We start from the raw sequence: 22,914 nt of genomic DNA, 5'->3' as shown, positions 1-22,914 counted from the left end.
CGGCCCAATGGCCTAGAAGGGGGGCTCGTCCGAGTAGCCGCCGCCGCCACCGCCGCCGCCGGAGCCGCCGCCCCAGCCACCGCCGCCCTGGCCGCCGGCCGGGGTGCCGGTCGCCCACGGGTCGGCGGCCGGAGCGCCGCCGCCCTGCTGGCCGCCACCGGGGCCGCCGCCCCAGCCGCCGCCACCCTGGCCGCCGCCACCGCCGCCGCCGTAACCACCCTGCTGCCCACCGCGTCCGGCCGCGGTCTTGGTGACCTTGGCCGTGGCGTTGCGCAGGCTCGCGCCGACCTCGTCGACGTCGAGCTCGTAGACCGTGCGCTTGACGCCCTCACGGTCTTCGTAGGACCGCTGCTTCAGCCGGCCCTGCACGATGACGCGCATGCCTCGCTGGAGCGACTCGGCGACGTTCTCCGCCGCCTGACGCCAGACCGAGCAGGTCAGGAACAGGCTCTCGCCGTCCTTCCACTCGTTCGTCTGCCGGTCGAAGGTGCGGGGGGTGGACGCGACACGGAACTTCGCGACCGCCGCACCGGACGGGGTGAAGCGCAGCTCGGGGTCATCGACAAGATTGCCGACGACCGTGATGACGGTCTCGCCTGCCATGGGGGAACCTCTCGGCGGGTTTGCTGCTGGCTGCTTGTGCTGCTACTCGGATCCCGGGATCACTGAGCGAAAGCTCAGTGGGTCTCGGGACGGAGGACCTTGGTCCGGAGGACCGACTCGTTCAGGTTCATCTGGCGGTCGAGCTCCTTGACGACCGCAGGCTCGGCCTGCAGGTCGATGACCGAGTAGATGCCCTCGGGCTTCTTCCTGATCTCGTACGAGAGACGACGACGACCCCAGGTGTCGACCTTCTCGACCTTTCCGCCGCCGTCACGGACGACCGAAAGGAAGTTGTCGATCAGCGGGGAGACAGCACGCTCCTCGAGATCGGGGTCGAGGATGACCATCACCTCGTAGTGACGCATGTGGAACCCACCTCCTCTGGACTCAGCGGCCACGGTCGTTCCGTGGCAGGAGGGTTGTGATGCGTACGCAACGGTATCGGCCGCCACTGACAATCGGATGTCGGTCGGCGGTTGACCCGGCACGGCCTGGGCAGACACCGGTGCAGACGGTACAGAGTACCCGCACACGTGCTTCCGGTTGAAATCCGGCCGGGTAGCCCGTCAATCTGTACACATCGGGTGTGTATGGCGCTACGATGCGCCGCCTTCCGCAGGAGGTGCCCTATGGCACAGGTATTGCGACCCAACACCACCGGTTCTCTCTTCGCCACGGACGGCAAGGCCCATCCCGTCCAGGACACCCTTCTCCTGGTGACCCTGGTGCTCGGGATCACGTCCTTCGTCACGGCGATGTTCCACAGCCTGCATCTGATCAGCTCCTGGACCGGCCTGGTGGGGATCTTCACCGGTGCCTTCGGCCAGTACATCTCCGTCACGACCCGTGAGCGCTTCGGCCTGATCCTGGGCCTCGGCGCCGCGGCCATCGGCTTCTTCCTCGGCATGGCCCACGGCGGTCTCTTCGGCGGCGTCGTCGGCAGCTGACGCCGAATCCCGCCGCGGCTCCACGGTCCGCGGCGGGATTCAATGGGCACAGAGGTTCCATACAGCCATTCGGGGCGCTCGTAGGGCGCAGTAGGCTTCGGCGCGAGAGCCGGAGCCCCTGTACCCATGGGGACACACCAGCCCGAGGAGCGCCCCGAATGAGCCTGACCCTGAGGACGATCAGCCGCGAGCAGCATCTGGCGTACATCCAGAGCCTGCCGTCGGCGAGCCACATGCAGGTCCCGGCCTGGGCAGACGTCAAGGCGGAGTGGCGCTCCGAGAGCCTCGGCTGGTTCGACAAGAGCGGTGAACTCGTGGGCGCGGGGCTCGTCCTGTACCGCCAACTGCCCAAGCTCAAGCGCTACCTCGCCTATCTGCCCGAGGGCCCGGTCATCAACTGGTTCGCGCCGAATCTGAACGACTGGATCCAGCCGATGCTCGCGCACCTCAAGCAGCAGGGCGCCTTCTCGGTGAAGATGGGCCCGCCGGTGATCATCCGGCGCTGGGAGGCGAGCTCCATCAAGCAGGGCATCCAGGACCCGGACGTGAAGCGTCTGCGCGACATCGAGGCGGACTTCATCGAGCCGCGGGCCTTCGAGGTCGCCGACAAGCTGCGCCGCATGGGGTGGCAGCAGGGCGAGGACGGCGGCGCCGGCTTCGGTGACGTGCAGCCCCGGTACGTCTTCCAGGTGCCGCTCGCCAACCGCTCCCTGGAAGAAGTCCACAAGAACTTCAACCAGCTGTGGCGCCGCAACATCAAGAAGGCCGAGAAGGCCGGTGTCGAGGTGGTCCAGGGCGGCTACCACGATCTCGAGGAATGGCAGCGGCTGTACGAGATCACGGCTGTGCGAGACCACTTCCGGCCCCGCCCGCTGTCGTACTTCCAGCGCATGTGGACGGCCCTCAACAGCGAGGACCCCAACCGCATGCGGCTGTACTTCGCACGGCACAACGGCGTGAACCTCTCGGCCGCGACGATGCTGATCGTCGGCGGACACGTGTGGTACTCCTACGGCGCCTCCGACAACGTCGGGCGCGAGGTCCGGCCCTCGAACGCGATGCAGTGGCGGATGCTGCGCGACGCCTACGCGCTCGGCGCCACCGTCTACGACCTGCGCGGCATCTCCGACTCCCTGGACGAGACCGACCACCTCTTCGGCCTGATCCAGTTCAAGGTGGGCACGGGCGGGCAGGCCGCCGAGTACCTCGGCGAATGGGACTTCCCCCTGAACAAGCTGCTCCACAAGGCGCTCGACCTCTACATGTCGCGCCGCTGACTTCGGCGCCGCAGCCGATGCCCCGGCCCACGGGCCGACGGCCCGAGCGCTCCGGCATCGCCCGCCGGCCCGGCGGATACGCCACAATTTCCTCTCAGACCTCTGACACACGGCAGCCACAAGAAAGGTTCCGGGACCGGCCATGGCGCTCACGCTCTACGTCGACACCGCGCGCTGGCGGGCACACCACAAGCACGTGCGGGAGCAGTTCCCGGGGCTCGTCCCCGTCTGCAAGGGCAACGGCTACGGCTTCGGCCACGAGCGGCTGGCGGAGGAGGCCACCCGGCTGGGAGCCGACGTCCTCGCCGTGGGCACGACGTACGAGGCGGCCCGGATCAAGGACTGGTTCGGCGGTGACCTGCTGGTGCTGACGCCCTTCCGGCGCGGCGAGGAGCCCGTTCCGCTGCCCGACCGGGTCATCCGCTCGGTGTCGTCCGTGGACGGCGTGTACGGGCTCGTGGGGGCCCGCGTGGTCATCGAGGTGATGTCCTCGATGAAGCGGCACGGCGTGAGCGAGCAGGAACTGTCCCTTCTGCACGCCGCCATCGAGAACGTCCGCCTCGAAGGCTTCGCCATTCATCTGCCCCTCGACCGCACGGACGGCTCCGACGCCGTCGAGGAGGTCATCGGCTGGATGGACCGGCTGCGTGCGGCCCGGCTGCCGCTGCACACGATGTTCGTGAGCCACCTCAAGGCCGAGGAACTGGTCCGGCTGCAGCAGCAGTTCCCGCAGACGCGCTTCCGTGCCCGTATCGGCACCCGGCTCTGGCTGGGGGACCACGAGGCCACGGAGTACCGCGGGGCCATCCTGGACGTCACGAGGATCTCCAAGGGCGAGCGCTTCGGCTACCGGCAGCAGAAGGCGGCCTCCGACGGCTTCCTGACCGTCGTGGCGGGCGGAACGTCGCACGGGGTGGGTCTGGAGGCCCCCAAGGCCCTGCACGGCGTCATGCCGCGCGCCAAGGGCGTCGCCCGGGCCGGTCTCGCGACGGTGAACCGGAATCTTTCGCCGTTCGTCTGGGCGGGCAAGCAGCGCTGGTTCGCCGAGCCCCCGCACATGCAGGTCTCGATCCTCTTCATCCCCGCGGATGCCACCGAGCCGAAGGTCGGCGACGAGTTGGTGGCCCACCTACGTCACACCACGACGCAGTTCGACCGGATCGTCGACCGCTGAGAGCGGGTCGCAACCGCCCCGAGCACGCAGAGGCCGTACACGGATTCCGTGTACGGCCTCTGTCATGGAGTCCTGTGGTTCTGTTCGCTCAAGGCGAACTCTTTCCCGTGGGCTCCGCGACGGGGCTGCCCCACTCCACGTGCGGCCCCTCGAAGTGCGCCGCGTGCCGGGGTGGATGAGCCGCGGCCCCCAGCGCGAACGCATCCGGCGCACCGTCCAGCACACCGCCCGCTGGATCGTCGTCACCGGCCCGGCGCACTGTGTCCCGTTCCGGCATGAAGATGTCGCGTACGACCATGGCGCACAGGAAGAGCGTGCCCAAGAGGTGTGCGGCGATGGCGACTTGGTATCCGTCCGTCGGCAGGCCCTTGTGAGCGTCTCCGCTCGTCGTGTAGGCGAGGTACATCCAGATCCCCAGGAAGTACGCCACTTCGCAGGCCTGCCAGATCAGGAAGTCCCGCCAGCGGGGCCTGGCCAGCGCCGCCAGGGGAACCAGCCACAGCACGTACTGCGGCGAGTAGACCTTGTTGGTGAGGATGAACGCCGCGACGATCAGGAACGCGAGCTGTGCGAAGCGCGGTCGGCGCGGAGCCGTCAGCGTCATCGCGGCGATACCCAGACAGGCGAACACCATCATGATCATCGCGCAGATGTTGGCCGTGTCCTTGGTGATCTCGATGTTGAACCAGCGCGAGATGAACAGGAAGACCGAGCCGAAGTCGACGCCGCGTTCACGGCTGAAGCTGTAGAACTTCGACCAGCCCTCGGGGGCGAGGAACATCACAGGCAGATTGACCAGGAGCCACGCGCCGACGGCCCCCAGGAGGGCGGTCCCGTACTCCCGCCATCTGCCCGCCCGCCAGCACAGCACGAGCAGCGGTCCGAGAACCAGGAACGGATAGAACTTGGCGGCCGTGGCGAGCCCGACGAGGACTCCGAAAGCGAGCACTCGGCCGCGCGACCACATCAGCATCGCGGCGGCCAGCAGGGCCACGGCAAGCAGGTCCCAGTTGATGGTGGCTGTCAGTGCGAAGGCGGGCGCCAGCGCGACCAGGAGGCCGTCCCAGGGGCGCCGGCGGTGCGTGCGTGCGGTGCATACGGCGATGACCACGGCGCACACCATGAGCATCCCGGCGTTGACCATCCAGTAGGTCTGTTCCCTGGACTGGAGGGCGCCGCTGCCCGGGGTCAGCCAGGAAGCGACCTCCATGAACACACCGGTGAGTACGGGGTACTCCAAGTAGCTCATGTCGCCGGGAAGTCTGTCGAAGTACGGCACGAGCCCGTCGGCGAAACCGCGCCCCTGGTAGAGGTGCGGGATGTCCGAGTAGCACGCGTGCGTGTACTGGGCGCTGGCCCCGAAGAACCAGCCGCTGTCGTAGCAGGGCAGTTTCTGGACCATCCCCAGGGCGAACATCCCGATCGCGACGAGCGCCACGACCCGTACGGGAGTCCACCAGGAGGTCCCGAGCAGCGCACGCCGTCCGATGGGGCCGCCGATCAGCTCACTGCCGGCCGCGGCGACCTCGTCTTCCCGGGTCGGCCGCACCGTGTCCGGCTCGTGGACGCTCGCGCGCGTCGTCTCTGCACTGGGCATGGGGCTCATACTGCCGCATCAGAGTAGGAACACGCCGAGGGCCGCCACACCTGGTCGATGTGACGGCCCTTGTCCGGTCGGTGTTTCACGTGAAACAGAGCGTTTCACGTGAAACACACTCGGTGACGGCTACCCGTTCGGCCCTCCGAAGAGTCCCCCGTTGTTCCCGTTACCCCGGGTGTTCCCGTTGCCCGCGCTCTCCGTCGGCGACGAGGTCACCCCCCCTGTACCGCCGGTGTCGGTACCGCCGGTGTCGGTACCGCCGTTGTTGTTGCCGCCGTTGTTCGCACAACCCCAACCGAAGTTGCCACAGGTGTCGCTCGGCGTGGGCGGAGCCGTGAGCTGGGACCGCGTCGGCGTCGGAGTCGGCGACGGGCTCTGTGTGAGGCTCGGCGTGGGCGACGGGGTCACACTCGGGCTCGGGGCGGCGTTGACGACCTCACCGATGGGCTCGGGCGTCGGGAACGACTCCGCCGGCTGCCCTTGAAGCGCCTGCGCCATGTAGTCGTGCCAGATCTCGGCCGGGAACGAGGCACCATGGATCTTGTCCTGGCCACCCGTTCCGTACATCTCCAAGAACGTGCGCGACTTGCTCTTCTCGTCGTCGTCCATGCGGTACATGCCGATCGCGGTCGACAACTGCGGGGTGTATCCGACGAACCAGGCGGACTTGTTGCCGTCCGTCGTACCGGTCTTGCCCGCCACCTCGCGGCCGGGGAGCCTGGCCGCGGTACCGGTGCCCTTGTCCACCACGGTCTTCAGGACGTCCGTCACATTGTCGGCGACGGCCGAGGTGTAGGGCTGCTTGGTCGCCTTGGTGTGCTGGTAGGTCGTTCCGTCCTTGCTGGTGACCTTGTCGACCGAGTACGGGTCGTTCTGCTTGCCGCTGGCCGCGAAGGTGGCGTACGCACCCGCCATGCGGATCGCGCTGGGGTCGGAGGTGCCGATGGAGAACGACGGGAAGGCGGAGCTGGCCAGGCTGCTGTCCAGGATACCCGCGTCCAGGACGCTCTGCTTGACCTTGTCCAGACCCACATCCATGCCGAGCTGGACGTAGACGGAGTTGACCGACTCCCGCATCGCCTCACGGAGGTCGATCTTGTAGTCGGGCGCACGTCCCACCGACTCACCGCCGTCGTTGGTCTGCAGCCATTCCTTGTCGTCCTTGTCGGTCCAGACGGTGCCGTCGTAATTCTTGATCTTGAGCTTGTTCTTGCCGCTGTACAGGCTCTTCGGGGAGACGACCGTGCGTTCGTCCTGCGCCTGCTCCGGTCCGAGGTCCTTGTTGCGGACGCCCCACTTCATCGCGGCCGCCAGCACGAAGGGCTTGAACGTCGAACCCACCTGGGCACCGGTCTGGTCGGCGTTGTCGGTGAAGTGCTTGGTCGCGTCCTCACCGCCGTAGATCGCCTCGATGGCGCCGGAGGTCGGGTTCACCGAAGCACCGCCGAACTGGACGAACTTGTCCGTCTTGGGGCGCTTCTCGGGTTTGATGTTCGCCTGCTGGACCTTCTTCACGGCGGACTCGAGCTGGTCCACCTTCTTCTTCTGGAAGGTCGTGTAGATCGAGAGGCCACCCCGCTGCAGCACGTCCTGGGAGACATGGGTCTTGTCGCTGTGGGTCACCAGATAGCTGTTGGCCAGGTCGACGAGGTAGCCGACTTGACCGCTCAGCCGGGTGTTGGACCGCGAATTCTTCCACTTGGGCAAGGTCGTGTACTTGGCCCGATCCGAGGCGCTCAGGTGGTTGTACAGGACCATCTTGTCCAAGGTGTCCTGCATCTGGCGAAGGGCACGCGCGCTGTTGGCCGTCGGGGTGGCGGACGTGTCGATCGAGGTCGCGCCCTCCGGGTCGTAGTACGTGGCGCCCTTGAGCATCGCCGCCAGGAAGGCGCACTCACCCGGGTTGAGCTTGACGGCGTCCTTGTCGAAGTACGCACGCGCGGCGGCCTGGATGCCGTAGGCGTTGCGGCCGTAGTACGCGGAGTTCAGGTAGCCGGCGAGGATGTCGTCCTTCTTGACGGTCGCCCCCACCTTGATCGAGATGAAGATCTCCTTGAACTTGCGGCTGACCGTCTGGGACTGGTCGTCAAGGCGCGCGTTCTTCACATACTGCTGGGTGATGGTGGAGCCACCCTGGGTCTGACCGCCCGTCGCCATGTTGAAGACGGCGCGCGCGATGCCCTTCGGGTCGATGCCGCTGTCGGTGTAGAAGGTCTTGTTCTCCTGGGAGATGACCGCGTACCGCATCGCCTGGGGAATCTGCGAGAGATTGACGATCTGGCGGTTCGTCTCACCGCCCGTCGCCACCATCTGGGTGCCGTCGGCCCAGTAATAGACGTTGTTCTGCGCCTGCGCGGTCTGTGCCACGTTCGGGACGCTCACCATGGCGTATCCGATGCCCGCGACTGCCACGAGGCTTCCTATGAAGCCGATGAACAGGCCGCTCACCAGCTTCCACGAGGGCACCCAGCGCGCGGCTCCATACTTGCCCGCCCGCGGGTAGTCGATGAGGCGCTTCTTACCGGGAGGCGTGGCACGCCCTCTGCCCCGCCCGGGCCCGTTCGGGCCGCCCGGCCCACGGCCCGGGCCGTCCGGGGTCCTGCGACGGCTGCCTCCACCTCTCTGGGCTGCCCGTCGGGCATCGGCTCGGCCACCGTACGGGCGCTCCTCACCTCCCACTCCATACTCATCGGAAGGAGACCCGGTGGCGCCTCGCGGTGCCGCGCGGCGGCCGGAGGACGACGCCGACTGGCCACGTCGGGCCGCGGCACGTCCGCCTCCTTGGGGCTGCGACGGTTTGCGACGGTGCTCGCTCATCGAACGATTACTCCTCGGGCAGGCGCATCCTGGCGCGCCTGGAAACGGCAGCAGGTTTCCGGTCCCCCCGAAGTACGGATGTGGTCGTTGTTGCATTCACCCGTACGGCACCGAGGACGAGGACGCCCTCGGGCGTCACTCGGTTCCCGGTGATGTGCATGCCGCACAGACTACGCACCGTCGAAACCCCCCGAGTCCCCAAGGTCACCCCAAATCAGGCAACTTGCCTCCACTAATCGGTGATGTGACCCCGTTCACCCTCGCCCCTCTTGTCGCACCCGGAGAGGCGTTCTATCGTGCTGATGTATCGAGTCGATACATCAGCACGAGATAAAGTCCGTGTGGACGAGTCAGCGACAGGAAGGAGGCGCACATGAGCCGGCGTTCCGGGATCCTCGAGTTCGCCATCCTCGGCCTGCTCCGCGAGTCCCCGATGCACGGCTACGAGCTGCGCAAGCGACTCAATACGTCACTGGGTGTGTTCCGTGCGTTCAGCTACGGGACGCTCTACCCATGCCTCAAGACGCTGGTCGCCAACGGCTGGTTGATCGAGGAATCGGCCGGCACACCCGACGACGTCCTCGCCGCACCGCTCGCGGGGCGGCGCGCCAAGATCGTCTATCGGCTGACGGCGCAGGGTAAGGAGCACTTCGAGGAGCTGCTCGCACAGACGGGTCCCGACGCGTACGAGGACGAGCACTTCGCCGCTCGTTTCGCCTTCTTCGGACAGACCTCCCGGGACGTGCGCATGCGCGTGCTGGAGGGCCGCCGCAGCCGCCTGGAGGAGCGCCTGGAGAAGATGCGTGCCTCCCTGGTACGCACCCGGGAGCGCCTCGACGACTACACCCTCGAGCTCCAGCGCCACGGAATGGAGTCCGTGGAGCGCGAAGTGCGCTGGCTGAACGAGCTCATCGAGAGCGAGCGGGCCGGACGGGATCTCAGAGGTTCCAACGCCGACGGTTCCGCTTCGAACAGCACATCTGGAGAGACGGGCGGCCTGCCCCGGAACCGGGACACGTCCCGGCCGGATCCGTCCGACGACACCACCACGTGAGGTCCAGTCGGGGCTTCACCTCGCACACACAGGGAGCAACCGGAATGGGTTCGGTTCGCGTAGCCATCGTCGGCGTGGGCAACTGCGCCGCATCGCTGGTACAGGGAGTCGAGTACTACAAGGACGCCGACCCGGCGTCCAAGGTCCCGGGTCTGATGCACGTCCAGTTCGGCGACTACCACGTCCGTGACGTGGAGTTCGTCGCCGCGTTCGACGTGGACGCCAAGAAGGTCGGCCTCGACCTCTCCGACGCCATCGGCGCCTCGGAGAACAACACCATCAAGATCTGCGACGTCCCGTCCACCGGCGTGACGGTTCAGCGCGGCCACACCCTCGACGGTCTCGGCAAGTACTACCGCGCCACCATCGAGGAGTCCGCCGAGGCCCCGGTCGACATCGTCCAGATCCTCAAGGACAAGCAGGTCGACGTCCTCGTCTGCTACCTGCCGGTCGGTTCCGAGGCCGCGGCGAAGTTCTACGCCCAGTGCGCCATCGACGCCAAGGTCGCCTTCGTCAACGCCCTTCCGGTCTTCATCGCCGGCACCAAGGAGTGGGCCGACAAGTTCACCGAGGCGGGCGTCCCGATCGTCGGCGACGACATCAAGTCCCAGGTCGGCGCCACCATCACGCACCGTGTCATGGCGAAGCTGTTCGAGGACCGGGGCGTCATCCTGGACCGGACCATGCAGCTGAACGTCGGCGGCAACATGGACTTCAAGAACATGCTCGAGCGCGAGCGTCTGGAGTCCAAGAAGATCTCCAAGACGCAGGCCGTCACCTCCCAGATCCCCGACCGGGACCTCGGCGAGAAGAACGTCCACATCGGCCCGTCCGACTATGTGGCCTGGCTCGACGACCGCAAGTGGGCTTACGTCCGCCTCGAGGGCCGCGCCTTCGGTGACGTCCCGCTGAACCTGGAGTACAAGCTCGAGGTCTGGGACTCCCCGAACTCCGCCGGTGTCATCATCGACGCCCTGCGTGCCGCGAAGATCGCCAAGGACCGCGGCATCGGTGGCCCGATCCTGTCCGCGTCCTCGTACTTCATGAAGTCCCCGCCGGTCCAGTACTTCGACGACGAGGCCCGCGAGAACGTCGAGAAGTTCATCAGGGGCGACGTCGAGCGCTGAGCAACCGCGCTCCGAGACCGGTCCGCCGGTTCTCATCGGGTCCCTGGGCCGCGCGCCCGGGGACCCGCGCAGTATGTGAGGCTGTGCCCCATGTCCGTCGTGCGCGACCTGCGTGTCCTTTTGCGCTTCCGGGACTTCCGGCGGCTGCTCACCGTGCGGCTGCTGTCCCAGGGAGCCGACGGCGTCTACCAGGTCGCGCTCGCCGCCTACGTCGTCTTCTCCCCGGAGAAGCAGACCTCGCCCGGGGCCATCGCCTCCGCCATGGCCGTACTGCTCCTTCCTTACTCTCTAGTCGGCCCGTTCGCGGGCGTTCTCCTGGACCGCTGGCGGCGCCGCCAGGTCTTCCTCTACGGCAACCTGTTGCGTGCCGTGCTCGCCTGCGCGACGGCCGTCCTGATGCTCGGCCATGTCCCGGACTGGCTCTTCTTCGCATCCGCGCTGTGCGTCACCGCGATCAATCGCTTCGTCCTGGCGGGCCTGTCCGCGGCACTGCCGCATGTCGTCGACGACGAACGTCTGGTCATCGCGAACTCGCTGTCCCCGACGGCCGGCACGCTCGCCGCCACCGCGGGCGGAGGGCTCGCCTTCGTCGTTCGCCTGGTGGCAGCGGACTCCGACGCGGCGGTGGTACTCCTCGGCGCCGCTCTGTATCTGGGTGCGGCACTCGCGTCGCTGAGTCTGGCCCCGGAACAGCTGGGCCCCGACAAGGAGTCGGCGCCGCCGAGGCTCGGCACCGCCCTCGCCGGCGCCACACGCGACCTGGCGGCGGGCGTACGGCATCTCGGGGACCCTCCACGCCGGGAGGCCGCCTGGGCTCTGGGGGCGATGACGCTGATGCGGTTCTGCTACGGCGCGCTGCTCGTCCTGGTTCTCATGCTGTGCCGATACGCCCTGTCCTCGGACTCCAGCCGTGGACTCGCCCTCCTGGGACTGGCCTTGGGGGTGTCCGGTGCCGGGTTCTTCGTTGCAGCGGTGGTGACGCCGTGGGCTGCGGGGCGCCTCGGCCCCGGCGGCTGGATCGTCATGTGCGCCGCCGTTGCAGCGGTCCTGGAGCCCGCGCTCGGTCTGCCGTTCGCCACGGGTCCCATGCTGGTGGCCGCCTTCGTGCTGGGGCTGATCACACAGGGCGCGAAGATCTCCACCGACACGATCGTGCAGCACGCTGTCGACGACGGCTTCCGGGGGCGGGTCTTCTCCGTCTACGACGTCCTGTTCAACGTCGCGTTCGTCGGCGCCGCGGGTGTCGCCGCCCTGATGCTGCCTCCTGACGGCCGTTCAGTCCCACTCGTGGTCGTGGTCGGGCTTGTCTACGCGGCCATCGCTGTGACTATGCACCGATTTGAACGCCTTAAGTGTCACATCAAGGCTACGGACCCTTGCTGAACTTCAGAGTTGTCAGTCCTCACCGGTAGCTTACGTGCGTCTTATTTCGCGCCACGCGCACCCACGTTCGAGGGGGACCCCCAAAGTGACCACTCCGCCGCCCCAGGGCTCGAATCCTTACGCCCAGCAGCCCACCGCGCCCATGGGGCAGCAGCCCGGCTACCCGGGGGTCCCGCCGCAGCAAGCCGGTTACCCCGGAGCTCCTCAGCAGGCCGGCCAGCCGGGGGTCCCGCCGCAGCAGGGCGGCTACCCCGGCGTTCCGCCGCAGGGTGCCCCCTACGCACCGTTCCCGAACCAGGGTGGTCCCGCTCCGCTCCCGCCGCAGGCCGGTCCTGCCAAGCGCGGCGGTAAGAAGGCTCTGCGCATCGTCGGCGTCATCGTTGTTGCGCTCATCGTCGCCGGCATCAAGTTCGGCATAGGTTGGTTCATGACCGAGACGGATGCGGAGACCACGTCGGTGGGCTCCTGCATGCACAACGCCGGGACGGACAGCAGTGCCGACCTCAAGGAAGTCGACTGCTCCTCCAGCGAGGCCCAGTACAAGGTCGTCCAGAAGTTTGACGGCAGCAGCGACGAGAACAAGTGCCAGAACGTCGAGGCGGCGACGATCTCCTACATCCAGTCCGGTGGAGGCCACGACGTGGTGCTCTGCCTGAAGGAGACCAAGTAACACCTCGGGCTGAGAACGACGATGGGGGCGATGTTTCACGTGAAACATCGCCCCCATCGGGTTGAGGGACTTCGTCGCATCACGGGGTCATGTTTCACGTGAAACATGACCCCGTTCCACATCTCAGCTCTGCTCGGCCCACCAGCGCTTGAGTGCCGCCACCGCGGCGTCGTGCCCCATCGGGCCGTTCTCCAGCCGGAGCTCCAGCAAGAACTTGTACGCCTGACCCACAACCGGCCCTGGGCCGACACCCAGGATCTCCATGATCTGGTTGCCGTCCAGGTCGGGGCGGATCGCGTCCAGCTCCTCCTGCTCCTGGAGCTGGGCAATACGCTTCTCCAAGCCGTCGTAGGCCCGGGAGAGCGCGGCCGCCTTGCGCTTGTTACGGGTCGTGCAGTCCGACCGGGTCAGCTTGTGGAGGCGGTCGAGGACCGGACCGGCGTCACGCACATAGCGGCGTACGGCGGAGTCGGTCCACTCGCCGGCGCCATAACCATGGAAGCGCAGATGCAGCTCGACCAGACGTGAGACGTCCCTCACCAGGTCGTTGGGGTACTTCAGTGCCGTCATCCGCTTCTTGGTCATCTTGGCGCCGACCACCTCGTGGTGGTGGAAGGAGACCCGGCCGTCGTCCTCGAAGCGTCGCGTCCTGGGCTTCCCGATGTCATGGAGCAGTGCGGCAATCCGCAAGGTCAGGTCGGGGCCGTTCTCCTCCAGCGCCATCGCCTGTTCCAGCACGATCAACGTGTGGTCGTAGACGTCCTTGTGGCGGTGGTGCTCATCACGCTCCAACCGCAATGCGGGAAGCTCCGGAATGACGCGGTCGGCGATCCCGGTCTCCACCAGCAGCCTCAGCCCCTTGCGGGGGTGGGCGGACAGGATGAGCTTGTTCAGCTCGTCTCGCACACGCTCGGCGGAGACGATCTCGATACGGCCGGCCATCTCCTTCATGGCCTCGACCACCTCGGGAGCGACCTCGAAGTCCAGCTGGGCGGCGAAGCGGGCGGCCCGCATCATGCGCAGCGGGTCGTCCGAGAACGAGTCCTCGGGGGTGCCGGGGGTACGGAGCACCCGGGCGGCGAGGTCACCGAGACCGCCGTACGGATCGACGAACTCTTTCTCGGGCAGCGAGACGGCCATCGCATTGACCGTGAAGTCCCTACGGACCAGATCCTGCTCGATGGAGTCGCCGTACGACACCTCGGGCTTGCGCGAGGTCCGGTCGTAGGCCTCGGACCGGTAGGTCGTCACCTCGATCTGGAAGCGCTGCACCACGTCTCCGACACGGGCGTCCTTCTGCGCGCCGACCGTACCGAAGGCGATGCCCACGTCCCACGTGGCATCCGCCCAAGGCCTCACGATCTTCAGAACGTCCTCGGGGCGGGCATCGGTCGTGAAATCGAGGTCATTGCCCAGACGCCCGAGCAGGGCATCCCGCACCGAGCCGCCGACCAGGGCGAGCGAGAACCCGGCGTCCTCAAAACGACGGGCGAGATCGTCGGCGACGGGGGACACCCGCAGTAGTTCGCTCACTGCACGGCGTTGCACCTGGTTCAGGGCACTGGGATTGTCTTCGTTGGCGTTCGGCACAGCAGAAAAGGGTACGTGGCCGGGACGCGGACGGGCGCCCCCATTAACGGGTACGAGCGCCTGGTGAACATGCACAAACATCCCCCCTGGATGTTTACTCGTATCTCAGTAGATAAAGGGCAGCCGAACGCCCGGTACGGATCTTGGGGCACGGACCGCGGCACTTCCCCTCCGCGCGCATCGTTACCATGCGTGGACGCACATTCCGACGACCACTGACGACGACGAGGGACGGGCGAGCGCGTGGCCGAGGCGGCAGACTTCCAGGGGATGAGTCCCTCACCTGCCCGTCGGTGGCTCCGGCGCACCGGAGCGCTGCTCGCGGGCGCGCCTCTGCTGGCCGGCCTGCTGCAGCTGCCCGCCGGCCAGGCCGCTCAGGCCGCCGAGAAGAGCTCTCCGGCACAGGCAACCGGTTCCCGCACGGTCAGCGTCTCCGTCGACTCTCTGACCCCCAGTACGCCGACCGACCACGACACCCTGACCGTCTCCGGCACGGTCACCAACAACGGCAAGCAGTCCGTCACGGACGCGCATGTGGGTCTGCGCGTCGCTCCGACGCCCCTGTACAGTCGCGCGGCCATCGCCGACGCGGCCGACCGGACCGGATACCGGCCGGGCACCGACGGCTCCGAGCTGGGTGGCAAGTACGTCACCGAGTTCGACAAGCTCGCCCCGGGTGTCTCGCAGCCCTTCAGCATCTCCGTTCCCGTCGAGGACCTGGATCTCGGTTCCGACGGGGTCTACCAGCTCGGTGTCTCGCTCTCCGGTGAGACCGCCTCACAGCCCTACGAGCAGGTGCTCGGCATCCAGCGGACCTTTCTGCCGTGGCAGCCCGACGGCGCCTCCACCAAGACCAGGACGACGTTCCTGTGGCCGTTGATCTCCGGCGTCCACATGACCGCGGAGACGCTTCCCAACCAGCAGCAGACACCCGTCTTCCAGAACGACGACCTCGCCCGGGAGCTCGCTCCGGGCGGCCGTCTCTCCCAGCTCCTGTCGCTCGGCAAGGACCTGGACGTCACATGGGTGATCGACCCGGACCTGCTCGCGTCGGTGGACGCCATGACGGGCAGCTACAGCATCAAGGGCGAGGGCGACAAGGTCACGGCGGGCAAGAACCAGAACATCGCCAAGCAGTGGCTCTCCGAGCTCGAGAAGGCCGTCCAGGACAAGGAGGTCGTCGCGCTCCCGTTCGCCGACCCCGACCTGGCCTCACTGGCGCACAACGGCAGAAACGTCACGGGCTCCCTGAGCCACCTCAAGGACGCCACGGATGTGGCGTCCAGCACGGTGGAGACCGTCCTCCATGTGAAAGCCGACACCGACTTCGCCTGGCCGGTGGACGGTGCGATCGATCCGTCGATCGTCAAGGTCGCCACCTCCGCGGGCGCCGACAAGGTGATCGCCCGCAGCGACAGCCTCCAGGACGATCAGCTGTCGTACACACCCACGGCCGCCCGCCCCATCGGCGGCGGAACGACGGCCGTGGTCGCGGACGCCGGCCTGTCGACGCTGTTCCGGGGTGACATGACCTCGGCCGCGGACTCCACCCTCGCCGTGCAGAAGTTCCTCGCCCAGAGCCTGATGATCAACCTGCAGAAGCCCGACAGGGCCCGCAGCATCGTCATCGCCCCGCAGCGGATGCCCTCCGCCGACCAGGCCCAGTCGATGGCGCAGGCGGTGAGGACCCTCCAGGGAGGCGGCTGGTCCCTGCCCTCCGATCTGTCGGATGCCGCCAAGGCCAAGCCTGATCCGGGCGCCACGACCAAGGTGCCGTCCGTGTCCCGCTACCCCTCGTCGCTGCGCAGGGCGGAGCTGCCCCAGTCGGCGTTCCAGCAGATCGAGGAGACCCAGGACAAGCTCGACAGCTTCCAGGTGATCCTCAGCGACCCCTCCCGGGTCGTGACCCCCTTCGGACGGGCGATAGATCGCTCCGTGTCCACGCAGTGGCGAGGGCACGCCACCAAGGCGTCGACGTTCCGCCAAGGCGTGTCGTCGTACCTCGAGCAGCTCACCAGCCAGGTCAGGCTGATCCAGAAGTCCGAGACGAAGCTCTCCGGTCGCAGCGCCACTATCCCGGTCACGGTCCAGAACAACCTGATGCAGGGTGTCGACCATCTGGTACTGCGACTGACCTCGCAGCAGCCGACCCGACTGAAGGTCGGCAACGGCCCCTACTACGAGCAGCCCATCACCGTCTCGGGCGGCCACAGCCAGTCCGTGAAGTTCACGACCACGGCCAACGCCAACGGCCGGGCCGCCGTCGTGGCCCAGCTCTTCACGGAGGACGGCCGTGCCTACGGCCCCGCCGTCACCTTCGATGTGAACGTCACCGAGATCACGCCCACGGTGATGCTGGTCATCGCCGGCGGAGTCCTGCTGCTGGTGCTCGCCGGATTCCGCATGTACACCCAACGCAAGAGGCTGGCCGCACAGCGGGCCGAGGAAGAGCAGACGGACGGCCCCGAGGGCACGGACGGCGCCTCGGAAGAGGGCGGTCTGAACGAGGCCGGGGACGGGACCGTAGACACTGGGGACGGCGAAACCTCGGCGGGGACACCGGGAGGGGAGTCGGACGCGGAGACCGGGGCAGACGACCGGAAGCAGCCGAGTGACCCGACACCGGACACCGCAACGGAAAGCGCCGACCCGTCCGGCGCGGGTGAGAGAGTGGACCGTTGAGCGATGTCGTGGCCGGTGGGCCTGCTGACAATGAGGTGGGGTAACCATGAACGCGCCGTACGACGGTGACCGCGGCCAGGGTGCTGCGGGCAGCCAGGGCTACCCCGAGAGCCCGCCGCCGCACGAGCCCGATCAGGTGCACGCGCAGCCCCCGGCGGACATGTACCTCCAGGACGCCTACGACCAGGACCCCTACCGCTCGCAGGACCCCTCCGCCCAGGACCCGGTGGCCGAGGCGCTCTACGACCGCGCCGCGCACCCGCCGCCGCCCCCGGGCGCGTACCAGGCGCAGCAGCCCCTGTACGGGCAGCCTCCGGCCGCGCAGTACGCACCTAACCCGCGCGTCTGGGCCCAGCCACCGGCGCCGGAGCCCGAAGGCCCCTCGCAGCACCTTCCGTACGGTGACGACCCCCGCACGACGCAGTTCGTGGGTGTCGACGACCTGGTGACGCCGACCGGCGAACAGCACCAGGAGCGGGACGCCTTCGCCCACCTCTTCCGGGACCAGCAGCAGGGCGGCAGCCGGCCGTACGCCGAGCCCCCGGCCGCTCCCGGAGCCCCCACTGCGCCCTACCCCGGTCAGAACGCGGCGGGGCAGTACCCGGGCCAGGCGTACGCCGCCCCCGCACCCCCGACGGCGGGGCCGTACGGATCCGGCCCCGCCCCGATGACACCGGGCATGCCGTCCGCCCCTGCGCCGGCTCCCGAGCCCGCGCCCGCACCTGCCGCGAAGAAGGGCGGGCGGGCCTCCGGCCTGCTGAAGTCCAGCGCGGTCATGGCGGCGGGCACGATGGTCTCCCGCCTCACCGGCTTCATCCGTTCCGCGCTGATCGTGTCGGCCCTGGGCCTCGGTCTCCTCGGCGACTCGTTCCAGGTCGCCTACCAGCTCCCGACGATGATCTACATCCTCACCGTCGGCGGAGGTCTCAACTCCGTCTTCGTGCCGCAGCTCGTCCGCGCGATGAAGGAGGACGAGGACGGAGGCGAGGCGTATGCCAACCGGCTGCTGACCCTCGTCATGGTGGCACTGGGTCTGCTCACCGCACTGGCGATGCTCGGCGCGCCCCTTCTGGTCCGCGTCCTGTCCGTCCCCGTGGCCAACGACCCCGCCGCCAACGAGGTCGCCGTCACCTTCACCCGCTACTTCCTGCCCTCGATCTTCTTCATGGGCATCCATGTGGTGATGGGGCAGATCCTGAACGCGCGCGGCAAGTTCGGCGCGATGATGTGGACTCCGGTCCTCAACAACATCGTGATCATCGTGACGCTCGGGGCCTTCATCTGGGTCTACGGCACCGCCGCGGACTCCGGGATGACCGTCCACACCATCCCGCCGGACGGCGAGCGGCTCCTCGGAGTCGGTGTGCTGCTGGGACTGGTCGTCCAGGCCCTGGCGATGATCCCCTACCTGCGGGAGACCGGCTTCCGCCTCCGGCTGCGCTTCGACTGGAAGGGACACGGCCTCGGCAAGGCCGCGATGCTGGCCAAGTGGACGGTCCTGTTCGTCCTCGCCAACCAGGCGGGCGCCATGGTCGTCACCCAGTTGTCCACCGCCTCGGGCAAGGCGTCCCCCCTCAAAGGCACCGGCTTCGCCGCCTACGCCAACGCCCAGCTGATCTGGGGCCTGCCGCAGGCGATCATCACCGTCTCCCTGATGGCGGCCCTGCTGCCGCGGATCTCGCGCTCGGCCGCCGAGGGCGACGGCGGAGCGGTCCGGGACGACATCTCCCAGGGTCTGCGCACCACCGCCGTCGCGATCGTGCCGATCGCCTTCGGGTTCCTCTCGCTCGGCATCCCGATGTGCACTCTGATCTTCGGCTCCTCCGGCACCGACGCGGCCACGAACATGGGCTTCATGCTGATGGCCTTCGGCCTCGGCCTGATCCCCTACTCCGTGCAGTACGTCGTGCTCCGCGCCTTCTACGCGTACGAGGACACCCGCACCCCCTTCTACAACACGGTCATCGTGGCCGTTGTGAACGCGAGCGCCTCGGCCGTCTGCTACCTCGTCCTCCCGGCCCGCTGGGCCGTGGTCGGTATGGCGGCCTCGTACGGTCTGGCGTACGCCATCGGTGTCGGCGTCGCCTGGGCCCGGTTGCGCAAGCGGCTGAACGGGGACCTGGACGGCGCGCGGGTGGTGCGGACGTACGCACGGCTGGGGATCGCCTCTGTGCCGGCCGCTCTGCTGAGCGGCGCGGCCTGCTACGGAATCGGCCACTCGCTGGGCCAGGGCGTCGGCGGCTCGTTCGCCGCCCTGCTCGGCGGTGGTGCACTGCTTCTCGGTGTCTTCTACGTCGCCGCACGGAAGATGCGCATCGAGGAACTCAACTCAATGGTCGGCATGGTCCGCGGGCGCCTGGGGCGCTGAGGCGGGGGTACGCGCACAACCATCGCCCGTCGCCGTGTGTCGTGCATAGCGACGGACTGTGGGCACAATTGGTTTCTGCGTCTGACAGCGCGCAACGGATGGGGAGGCAGGAACGACCGTGGCGGAACGGAGCACGGCTGCCGTCGACGTGGCAGACAACAGCGGTGACGAGCCGCTGACCGCCAAGGCGGGCCAGTCCACGTCCGACGGGCCGACCCAGGACCCGGAGCGGGACACGGACAGCGGCGAAGCGCAGGGGAACGGTGTGACCGACCGTCCCGCGAAGGCATCGCCGCCCGACTTGCACAGCGGTCATAAGCTCGCCGGACGCTATCGCCTCGAGGAGTGCGTCACCCGTCTGGACGGATTCAGCAGTTGGCGTGCGGTGGACGAGAAACTCCGCCGGGCCGTCGGCGTACACATCCTTCCCGCGGACCATGCACGGGCTCGTTCCGTGCTGGCCGCGGCGCGCTCCTCGGCCTTGCTCGGCGACCCTCGCTTCGTGCAGGTGCTGGACGCCGTCGAGGAGAACGACGTCGTCTATGTCGTGCACGAGTGGCTGCCCGATGCCACCGAGCTGACGACACTGCTCGCCGCGGGACCGCTGGAGGCGCACGACGCCTACCACATGGTCACCCAGGTCTCCCAGGCGATGGCGGCCGCTCATCGCGAAGGTCTGTCCCATCTGCGGCTGAACCCGGGCACCGTGCTGCGGACCTCCTCGGGTCAGTGGCGCATCCGGGGCCTCGCCGTGAACGCCGCACTGCGCGGCATCGGCTCGGACACCCCTCAGCGCACGGACACCGAGGCCATCGGCGCACTCCTCTACGCGGCGCTCACCCAGCGCTGGCCGTACGACGACGACGCCTACGGTCTGTCCGGGCTGCCCAAGGGCGTGGGCCTCATCGCGCCCGACCAGGTCCGTGCCGGGGTCCACCGAGGTCTGTCCGAACTCTCCATGCGGGCACTGGCCAACAACGGCGCCACGGCGTCCCGTCACGAGACCCCTTGCACCACGCCCGAGGAACTGGTGAAGGCGGTCGGGGAGATGCCCCGCGTCCGCCCGCCGGAGCCCACGTTCACGGCCCCACCCGAGTACCAGCGCACGACGTACCAGCAGGGAACCTACGGGCGCCCCTCGGCCCGTCCTGGTGTCTCCCAGCCCGTGGCCGCGCCGCCGCCCCCGCTGCAGACCCCGACCGGCAAGGCCCTCAAGTGGGTCGTCTCCGCCCTGCTGATCGTTGCGCTGGGGCTCGGCAGCTGGCAGCTGGCGGACGCGCTGATGGACCGGGGGAAGAAGTCCAACGACACGCACCAGACGCAGACGACCGACGGCAACGACAAGAACGGCGACAAGCCGAAGCCTGTCGCGCCCATAAAGATCCAGGGCGCAGAGGAGTATGTCGCCAAGGGTGACGCCCAGGCACCCGGAGATGTCGCAAAGACCTATGACGGCGACAGCTCCACCTACTGGCGGACCAAGCGCTACAACGAAGGGCCGCCGCTGGCGCCCTACAAGCCGGGCGTCGGCATCGTCTACGACCTCGGCTCGCCCAAGGAGCTCACCTCCGCGTCGATAGGTCTCCGATACACCGGCGACCACACGACGGTCCATCTCTACGCCACGGACTCGCTGACACCCTCGACCGGAGTCGACGGGATGAAGGAGATCGGAACCGCCACGACGAGCGGGGACTCTCTGACGGTGAAGACGAAGAAGACGGTGAAGAGTCAGTACGTGCTGCTCTGGATCACGGACGTGCCGCAGGCGCCGGGTGACGGTTACAGCAGTGCCGGCTACAAGCAGGCCATCACCGACGTGAAGTTCACGGGCTGAGCGTCACGCTGAGGGGGGAGGGGGTCCGATGGCTCATGAGGCCGGATACGGCGATACCAGCGATCAGGACCTCCTCGCCCGTCATGTCGAGGGCGATCCCGATGCCTTCGGCGAGCTTGTGCGGCGCCACCGCGATCGGCTCTGGGCCGTGGCGCTGAGAACGCTGGGAGACCGCGAAGAGGCCGCTGACGCCGTGCAGGACGCCCTCGTCTCCGCTTACCGAGCCGCCCACACCTTTCGGGGCCAGTCGGCCGTCACGACCTGGCTGCACCGAATCACGGTGAACGCCTGCCTGGACCGTGCCCGCAAGGCGGCCTCCAGGAAGACCTCACCGGTCGACGAAACGGAGCGGCTGGAGCAGTTGCTGGAGCCGCACGAGTCGGCCTCCGCACCGGCCGAGCGCAACGACCTCCACCGTCAGCTGGTGGAGGCCCTGGGCACCCTGCCGGCCGACCAGCGGGCCGCTCTCGTCCTGGTGGACATGCAGGGCTACCCGGTCGCGGAAGCCGCCCGCATTCTCGACGTGCCGACCGGGACGGTGAAGAGTCGCTGTGCCAGAGGCAGAGCCAGACTGCTGCCGCTCCTGACCCATCTGCGTCCAGAAGGCCGGGACGAGCGAAAGTCGGGCGACGGACGGAACCGGACGCAGGGGACGTCCGTCCCACCCGCAGCGGGACCACAGGATGCAGGGCCAAGCGATTCAGCTGCTGTGAAGGGCGGAGGTGGGCGAGCGTGACATCCACGACCGACGCAGCCGGGCACCCGGACGTCGAGGAGCTCTCCGACCTCAGCGAAGGCCTTCTTCGGCCTTCCCGTACCGGAGAGGTACGGCGGCACCTGGAAGGCTGCGCTCTCTGCTCCGACGTGTACGACTCCCTCGAGGAGATCAGGAGCATCCTGGGCGCGGCACCGGAGCCTTCGCCCATGCCGGACGATGTTGCGGAGCGGATCGACGCTGCCCTGGCCGCCCAGGCGCTGCTGGACGCAACAACACCTGCCGCCATGGACATCCCGTCCGACGGTCCTGCCGGCGCCGATGTTTCACGTGAAACATCGGTCTCTTCCGCGTCCGGCCGCCCCTCGGGCCACGCTGCCGCAGCCACCGGACCGGGGCGCTCGCCGCGAAAGCGCCGAACCAGTCGCCGGACCGTCGCCCTCACAGCCGTTCTCATGGTCGGGGCGCTGGGGCTGGGCACGTTCCTGGTCCAGACCCTGGGGAACGACTCGGGCAGGACTCCATCGACGGCCATCGGGGCGCAGACCGACGCCGCGCACACCTACTCCGAGCACACCCTGCAAAACCAGGTGACGACGTTGCTCAGCGGAGAGGGAAGCAGCGCCAGCCCCGAGAGCCCCAAGCCTTGGGGCATCGAGTCCGCGGACGGCAACACGGGGTCGTCGGGCATGGGCCACAACAAGACCTTCGGCGGTACCACCGTCACCGTGCCGAGCTGTATCGAGCAAGCCATCCGGAAGAACCAGACCGTGCTCGCCGCCGACGAGGGCGTGTACCAGGGGAAGGCCGTCTTCCTCGTCCTCACTCCCGATGCCTCCGACAGCACTCGGGTCACCGCCTACATCGTCGATGCGACGTGTGTGAAGCAGGCCTCGGCCACGCCCGGCAAGGTGCTGCTGAACCACTCCTACGCCCGCTCCTGAGACGTCCCCCGTACGAAGGTTGCCGCCTCGATACCCCCTTGGTATCCGTGTACGGTGACGGATCTCCGTGTGCCCGGACACGGTGGGAATGCGGGCCCCTTAGGATCCGTTGGGTGGGGTGAGAGT

At 68.0% G+C, this 22,914-nt stretch carries 17 protein-coding genes; 12 read left to right on the top strand and 5 right to left on the bottom strand.

Annotated features, from left to right (window positions below; all coding sequences use genetic code 11):
* Positions 1 to 12: 12 nt before the first annotated feature.
* Together RCR19_RS18555 and rpsF are read right to left on the bottom strand one after the other, a co-directional pair.
* Positions 13 to 603, bottom strand: a complete 591-nt coding sequence (locus RCR19_RS18555; RefSeq protein WP_331266168.1) for a single-stranded DNA-binding protein — start codon at positions 601 to 603, stop codon at positions 13 to 15.
* A 74-nt stretch (positions 604 to 677) separates the two neighbouring features.
* A complete protein-coding gene (rpsF, locus tag RCR19_RS18550) occupies positions 678 to 968 on the bottom strand; it encodes a 30S ribosomal protein S6 (protein ID WP_059127390.1) in 291 nt (96 codons plus the stop codon).
* Between the two features lie 264 nt (positions 969 to 1,232).
* On the opposite strand from rpsF, the gene RCR19_RS18545 reads away from it, so the two are divergent.
* The 3 genes from RCR19_RS18545 to RCR19_RS18535 all read left to right on the top strand — a co-directional run bounded on the left by RCR19_RS18545 (position 1,233) and on the right by RCR19_RS18535 (position 4,001).
* Positions 1,233 to 1,550, top strand: a complete 318-nt coding sequence (locus RCR19_RS18545) for a hypothetical protein (RefSeq protein ID WP_059127391.1) — start codon at positions 1,233 to 1,235, stop codon at positions 1,548 to 1,550.
* 158 nt (positions 1,551 to 1,708) lie between these two features.
* Positions 1,709 to 2,827: a peptidoglycan bridge formation glycyltransferase FemX gene (femX, locus tag RCR19_RS18540; RefSeq protein ID WP_331266167.1), complete on the top strand. Its 1,119-nt coding sequence runs from the start codon at positions 1,709 to 1,711 to the stop codon at positions 2,825 to 2,827.
* Between the two features lie 142 nt (positions 2,828 to 2,969).
* The gene (locus RCR19_RS18535; RefSeq protein ID WP_115975775.1) at positions 2,970 to 4,001 is read left to right on the top strand and encodes an alanine racemase; all 1,032 of its coding nucleotides are present in this window, start codon (positions 2,970 to 2,972) and stop codon (positions 3,999 to 4,001) included.
* Positions 4,002 to 4,089: 88 nt separating this feature from the next.
* Here the strand turns inward: RCR19_RS18535 and RCR19_RS18530 are convergent, their stop codons facing one another.
* Both RCR19_RS18530 and RCR19_RS18525 read right to left on the bottom strand, forming a co-directional pair.
* Positions 4,090 to 5,598: a glycosyltransferase 87 family protein gene (locus tag RCR19_RS18530; protein ID WP_331266166.1), complete on the bottom strand. Its 1,509-nt coding sequence runs from the start codon at positions 5,596 to 5,598 to the stop codon at positions 4,090 to 4,092.
* A gap of 129 nt (positions 5,599 to 5,727) precedes the next feature.
* On the bottom strand, positions 5,728 to 8,418 hold the full coding sequence (locus tag RCR19_RS18525; protein ID WP_331266165.1) for a transglycosylase domain-containing protein: 2,691 nt from the start codon (positions 8,416 to 8,418) through the stop codon (positions 5,728 to 5,730).
* A gap of 373 nt (positions 8,419 to 8,791) precedes the next feature.
* Between RCR19_RS18525 and RCR19_RS18520 the strand changes: the two genes are divergently transcribed.
* From RCR19_RS18520 to RCR19_RS18505, 4 genes are all read left to right on the top strand, one after another.
* Positions 8,792 to 9,472, top strand: a complete 681-nt coding sequence (locus RCR19_RS18520; protein ID WP_331266164.1) for a PadR family transcriptional regulator — start codon at positions 8,792 to 8,794, stop codon at positions 9,470 to 9,472.
* Positions 9,473 to 9,516: 44 nt separating this feature from the next.
* The gene (locus RCR19_RS18515) at positions 9,517 to 10,599 is read left to right on the top strand and encodes an inositol-3-phosphate synthase (RefSeq protein WP_331266163.1); all 1,083 of its coding nucleotides are present in this window, start codon (positions 9,517 to 9,519) and stop codon (positions 10,597 to 10,599) included.
* 90 nt (positions 10,600 to 10,689) lie between these two features.
* Entirely contained in the window at positions 10,690 to 11,982 is a 1,293-nt protein-coding gene (locus RCR19_RS18510; protein ID WP_331266162.1) for an MFS transporter, read from the top strand.
* Between the two features lie 85 nt (positions 11,983 to 12,067).
* On the top strand, positions 12,068 to 12,652 hold the full coding sequence (locus RCR19_RS18505; protein WP_331266161.1) for a hypothetical protein: 585 nt from the start codon (positions 12,068 to 12,070) through the stop codon (positions 12,650 to 12,652).
* Positions 12,653 to 12,775: 123 nt separating this feature from the next.
* Here the strand turns inward: RCR19_RS18505 and RCR19_RS18500 are convergent, their stop codons facing one another.
* The gene (locus tag RCR19_RS18500; protein ID WP_331266160.1) at positions 12,776 to 14,242 is read right to left on the bottom strand and encodes a CCA tRNA nucleotidyltransferase; all 1,467 of its coding nucleotides are present in this window, start codon (positions 14,240 to 14,242) and stop codon (positions 12,776 to 12,778) included.
* Between the two features lie 243 nt (positions 14,243 to 14,485).
* Here RCR19_RS18500 and RCR19_RS18495 point away from each other — a divergent pair, with 243 nt between their 5' ends.
* The 5 genes from RCR19_RS18495 to RCR19_RS18475 all read left to right on the top strand — a co-directional run bounded on the left by RCR19_RS18495 (position 14,486) and on the right by RCR19_RS18475 (position 22,788).
* Complete coding sequence (locus tag RCR19_RS18495; RefSeq protein WP_331266159.1) at positions 14,486 to 16,924, top strand: DUF6049 family protein; 2,439 nt, start codon at positions 14,486 to 14,488, stop codon at positions 16,922 to 16,924.
* A 46-nt stretch (positions 16,925 to 16,970) separates the two neighbouring features.
* Positions 16,971 to 19,292, top strand: coding sequence for a murein biosynthesis integral membrane protein MurJ (gene murJ, locus RCR19_RS18490; RefSeq protein WP_331266158.1), 2,322 nt, complete (start codon positions 16,971 to 16,973; stop codon positions 19,290 to 19,292).
* A 118-nt stretch (positions 19,293 to 19,410) separates the two neighbouring features.
* A complete protein-coding gene (locus RCR19_RS18485) occupies positions 19,411 to 21,129 on the top strand; it encodes a serine/threonine protein kinase (RefSeq protein ID WP_331266157.1) in 1,719 nt (572 codons plus the stop codon).
* Positions 21,130 to 21,157: 28 nt separating this feature from the next.
* The gene (gene sigM / locus RCR19_RS18480; RefSeq protein WP_331266156.1) at positions 21,158 to 21,865 is read left to right on the top strand and encodes an RNA polymerase sigma factor SigM; all 708 of its coding nucleotides are present in this window, start codon (positions 21,158 to 21,160) and stop codon (positions 21,863 to 21,865) included.
* Positions 21,862 to 22,788 (top strand): hypothetical protein, encoded by a 927-nt coding sequence (locus RCR19_RS18475; RefSeq protein WP_331266155.1) that lies wholly within the window; start codon positions 21,862 to 21,864, stop codon positions 22,786 to 22,788. Before sigM ends, RCR19_RS18475 begins: the two co-directional genes overlap by 4 nt.
* The last annotated feature ends 126 nt before the right edge of the window (positions 22,789 to 22,914 follow it).

Source organism: Streptomyces sp. WAC07094 (genome assembly GCF_036320405.1).
Classification (GTDB): Bacteria; Actinomycetota; Actinomycetes; order Streptomycetales; family Streptomycetaceae; genus Streptomyces; species Streptomyces lannensis.
Note: the sequence above shows the minus strand (reverse complement) of the source record. Positions and strands in the feature narration are given on the sequence as shown.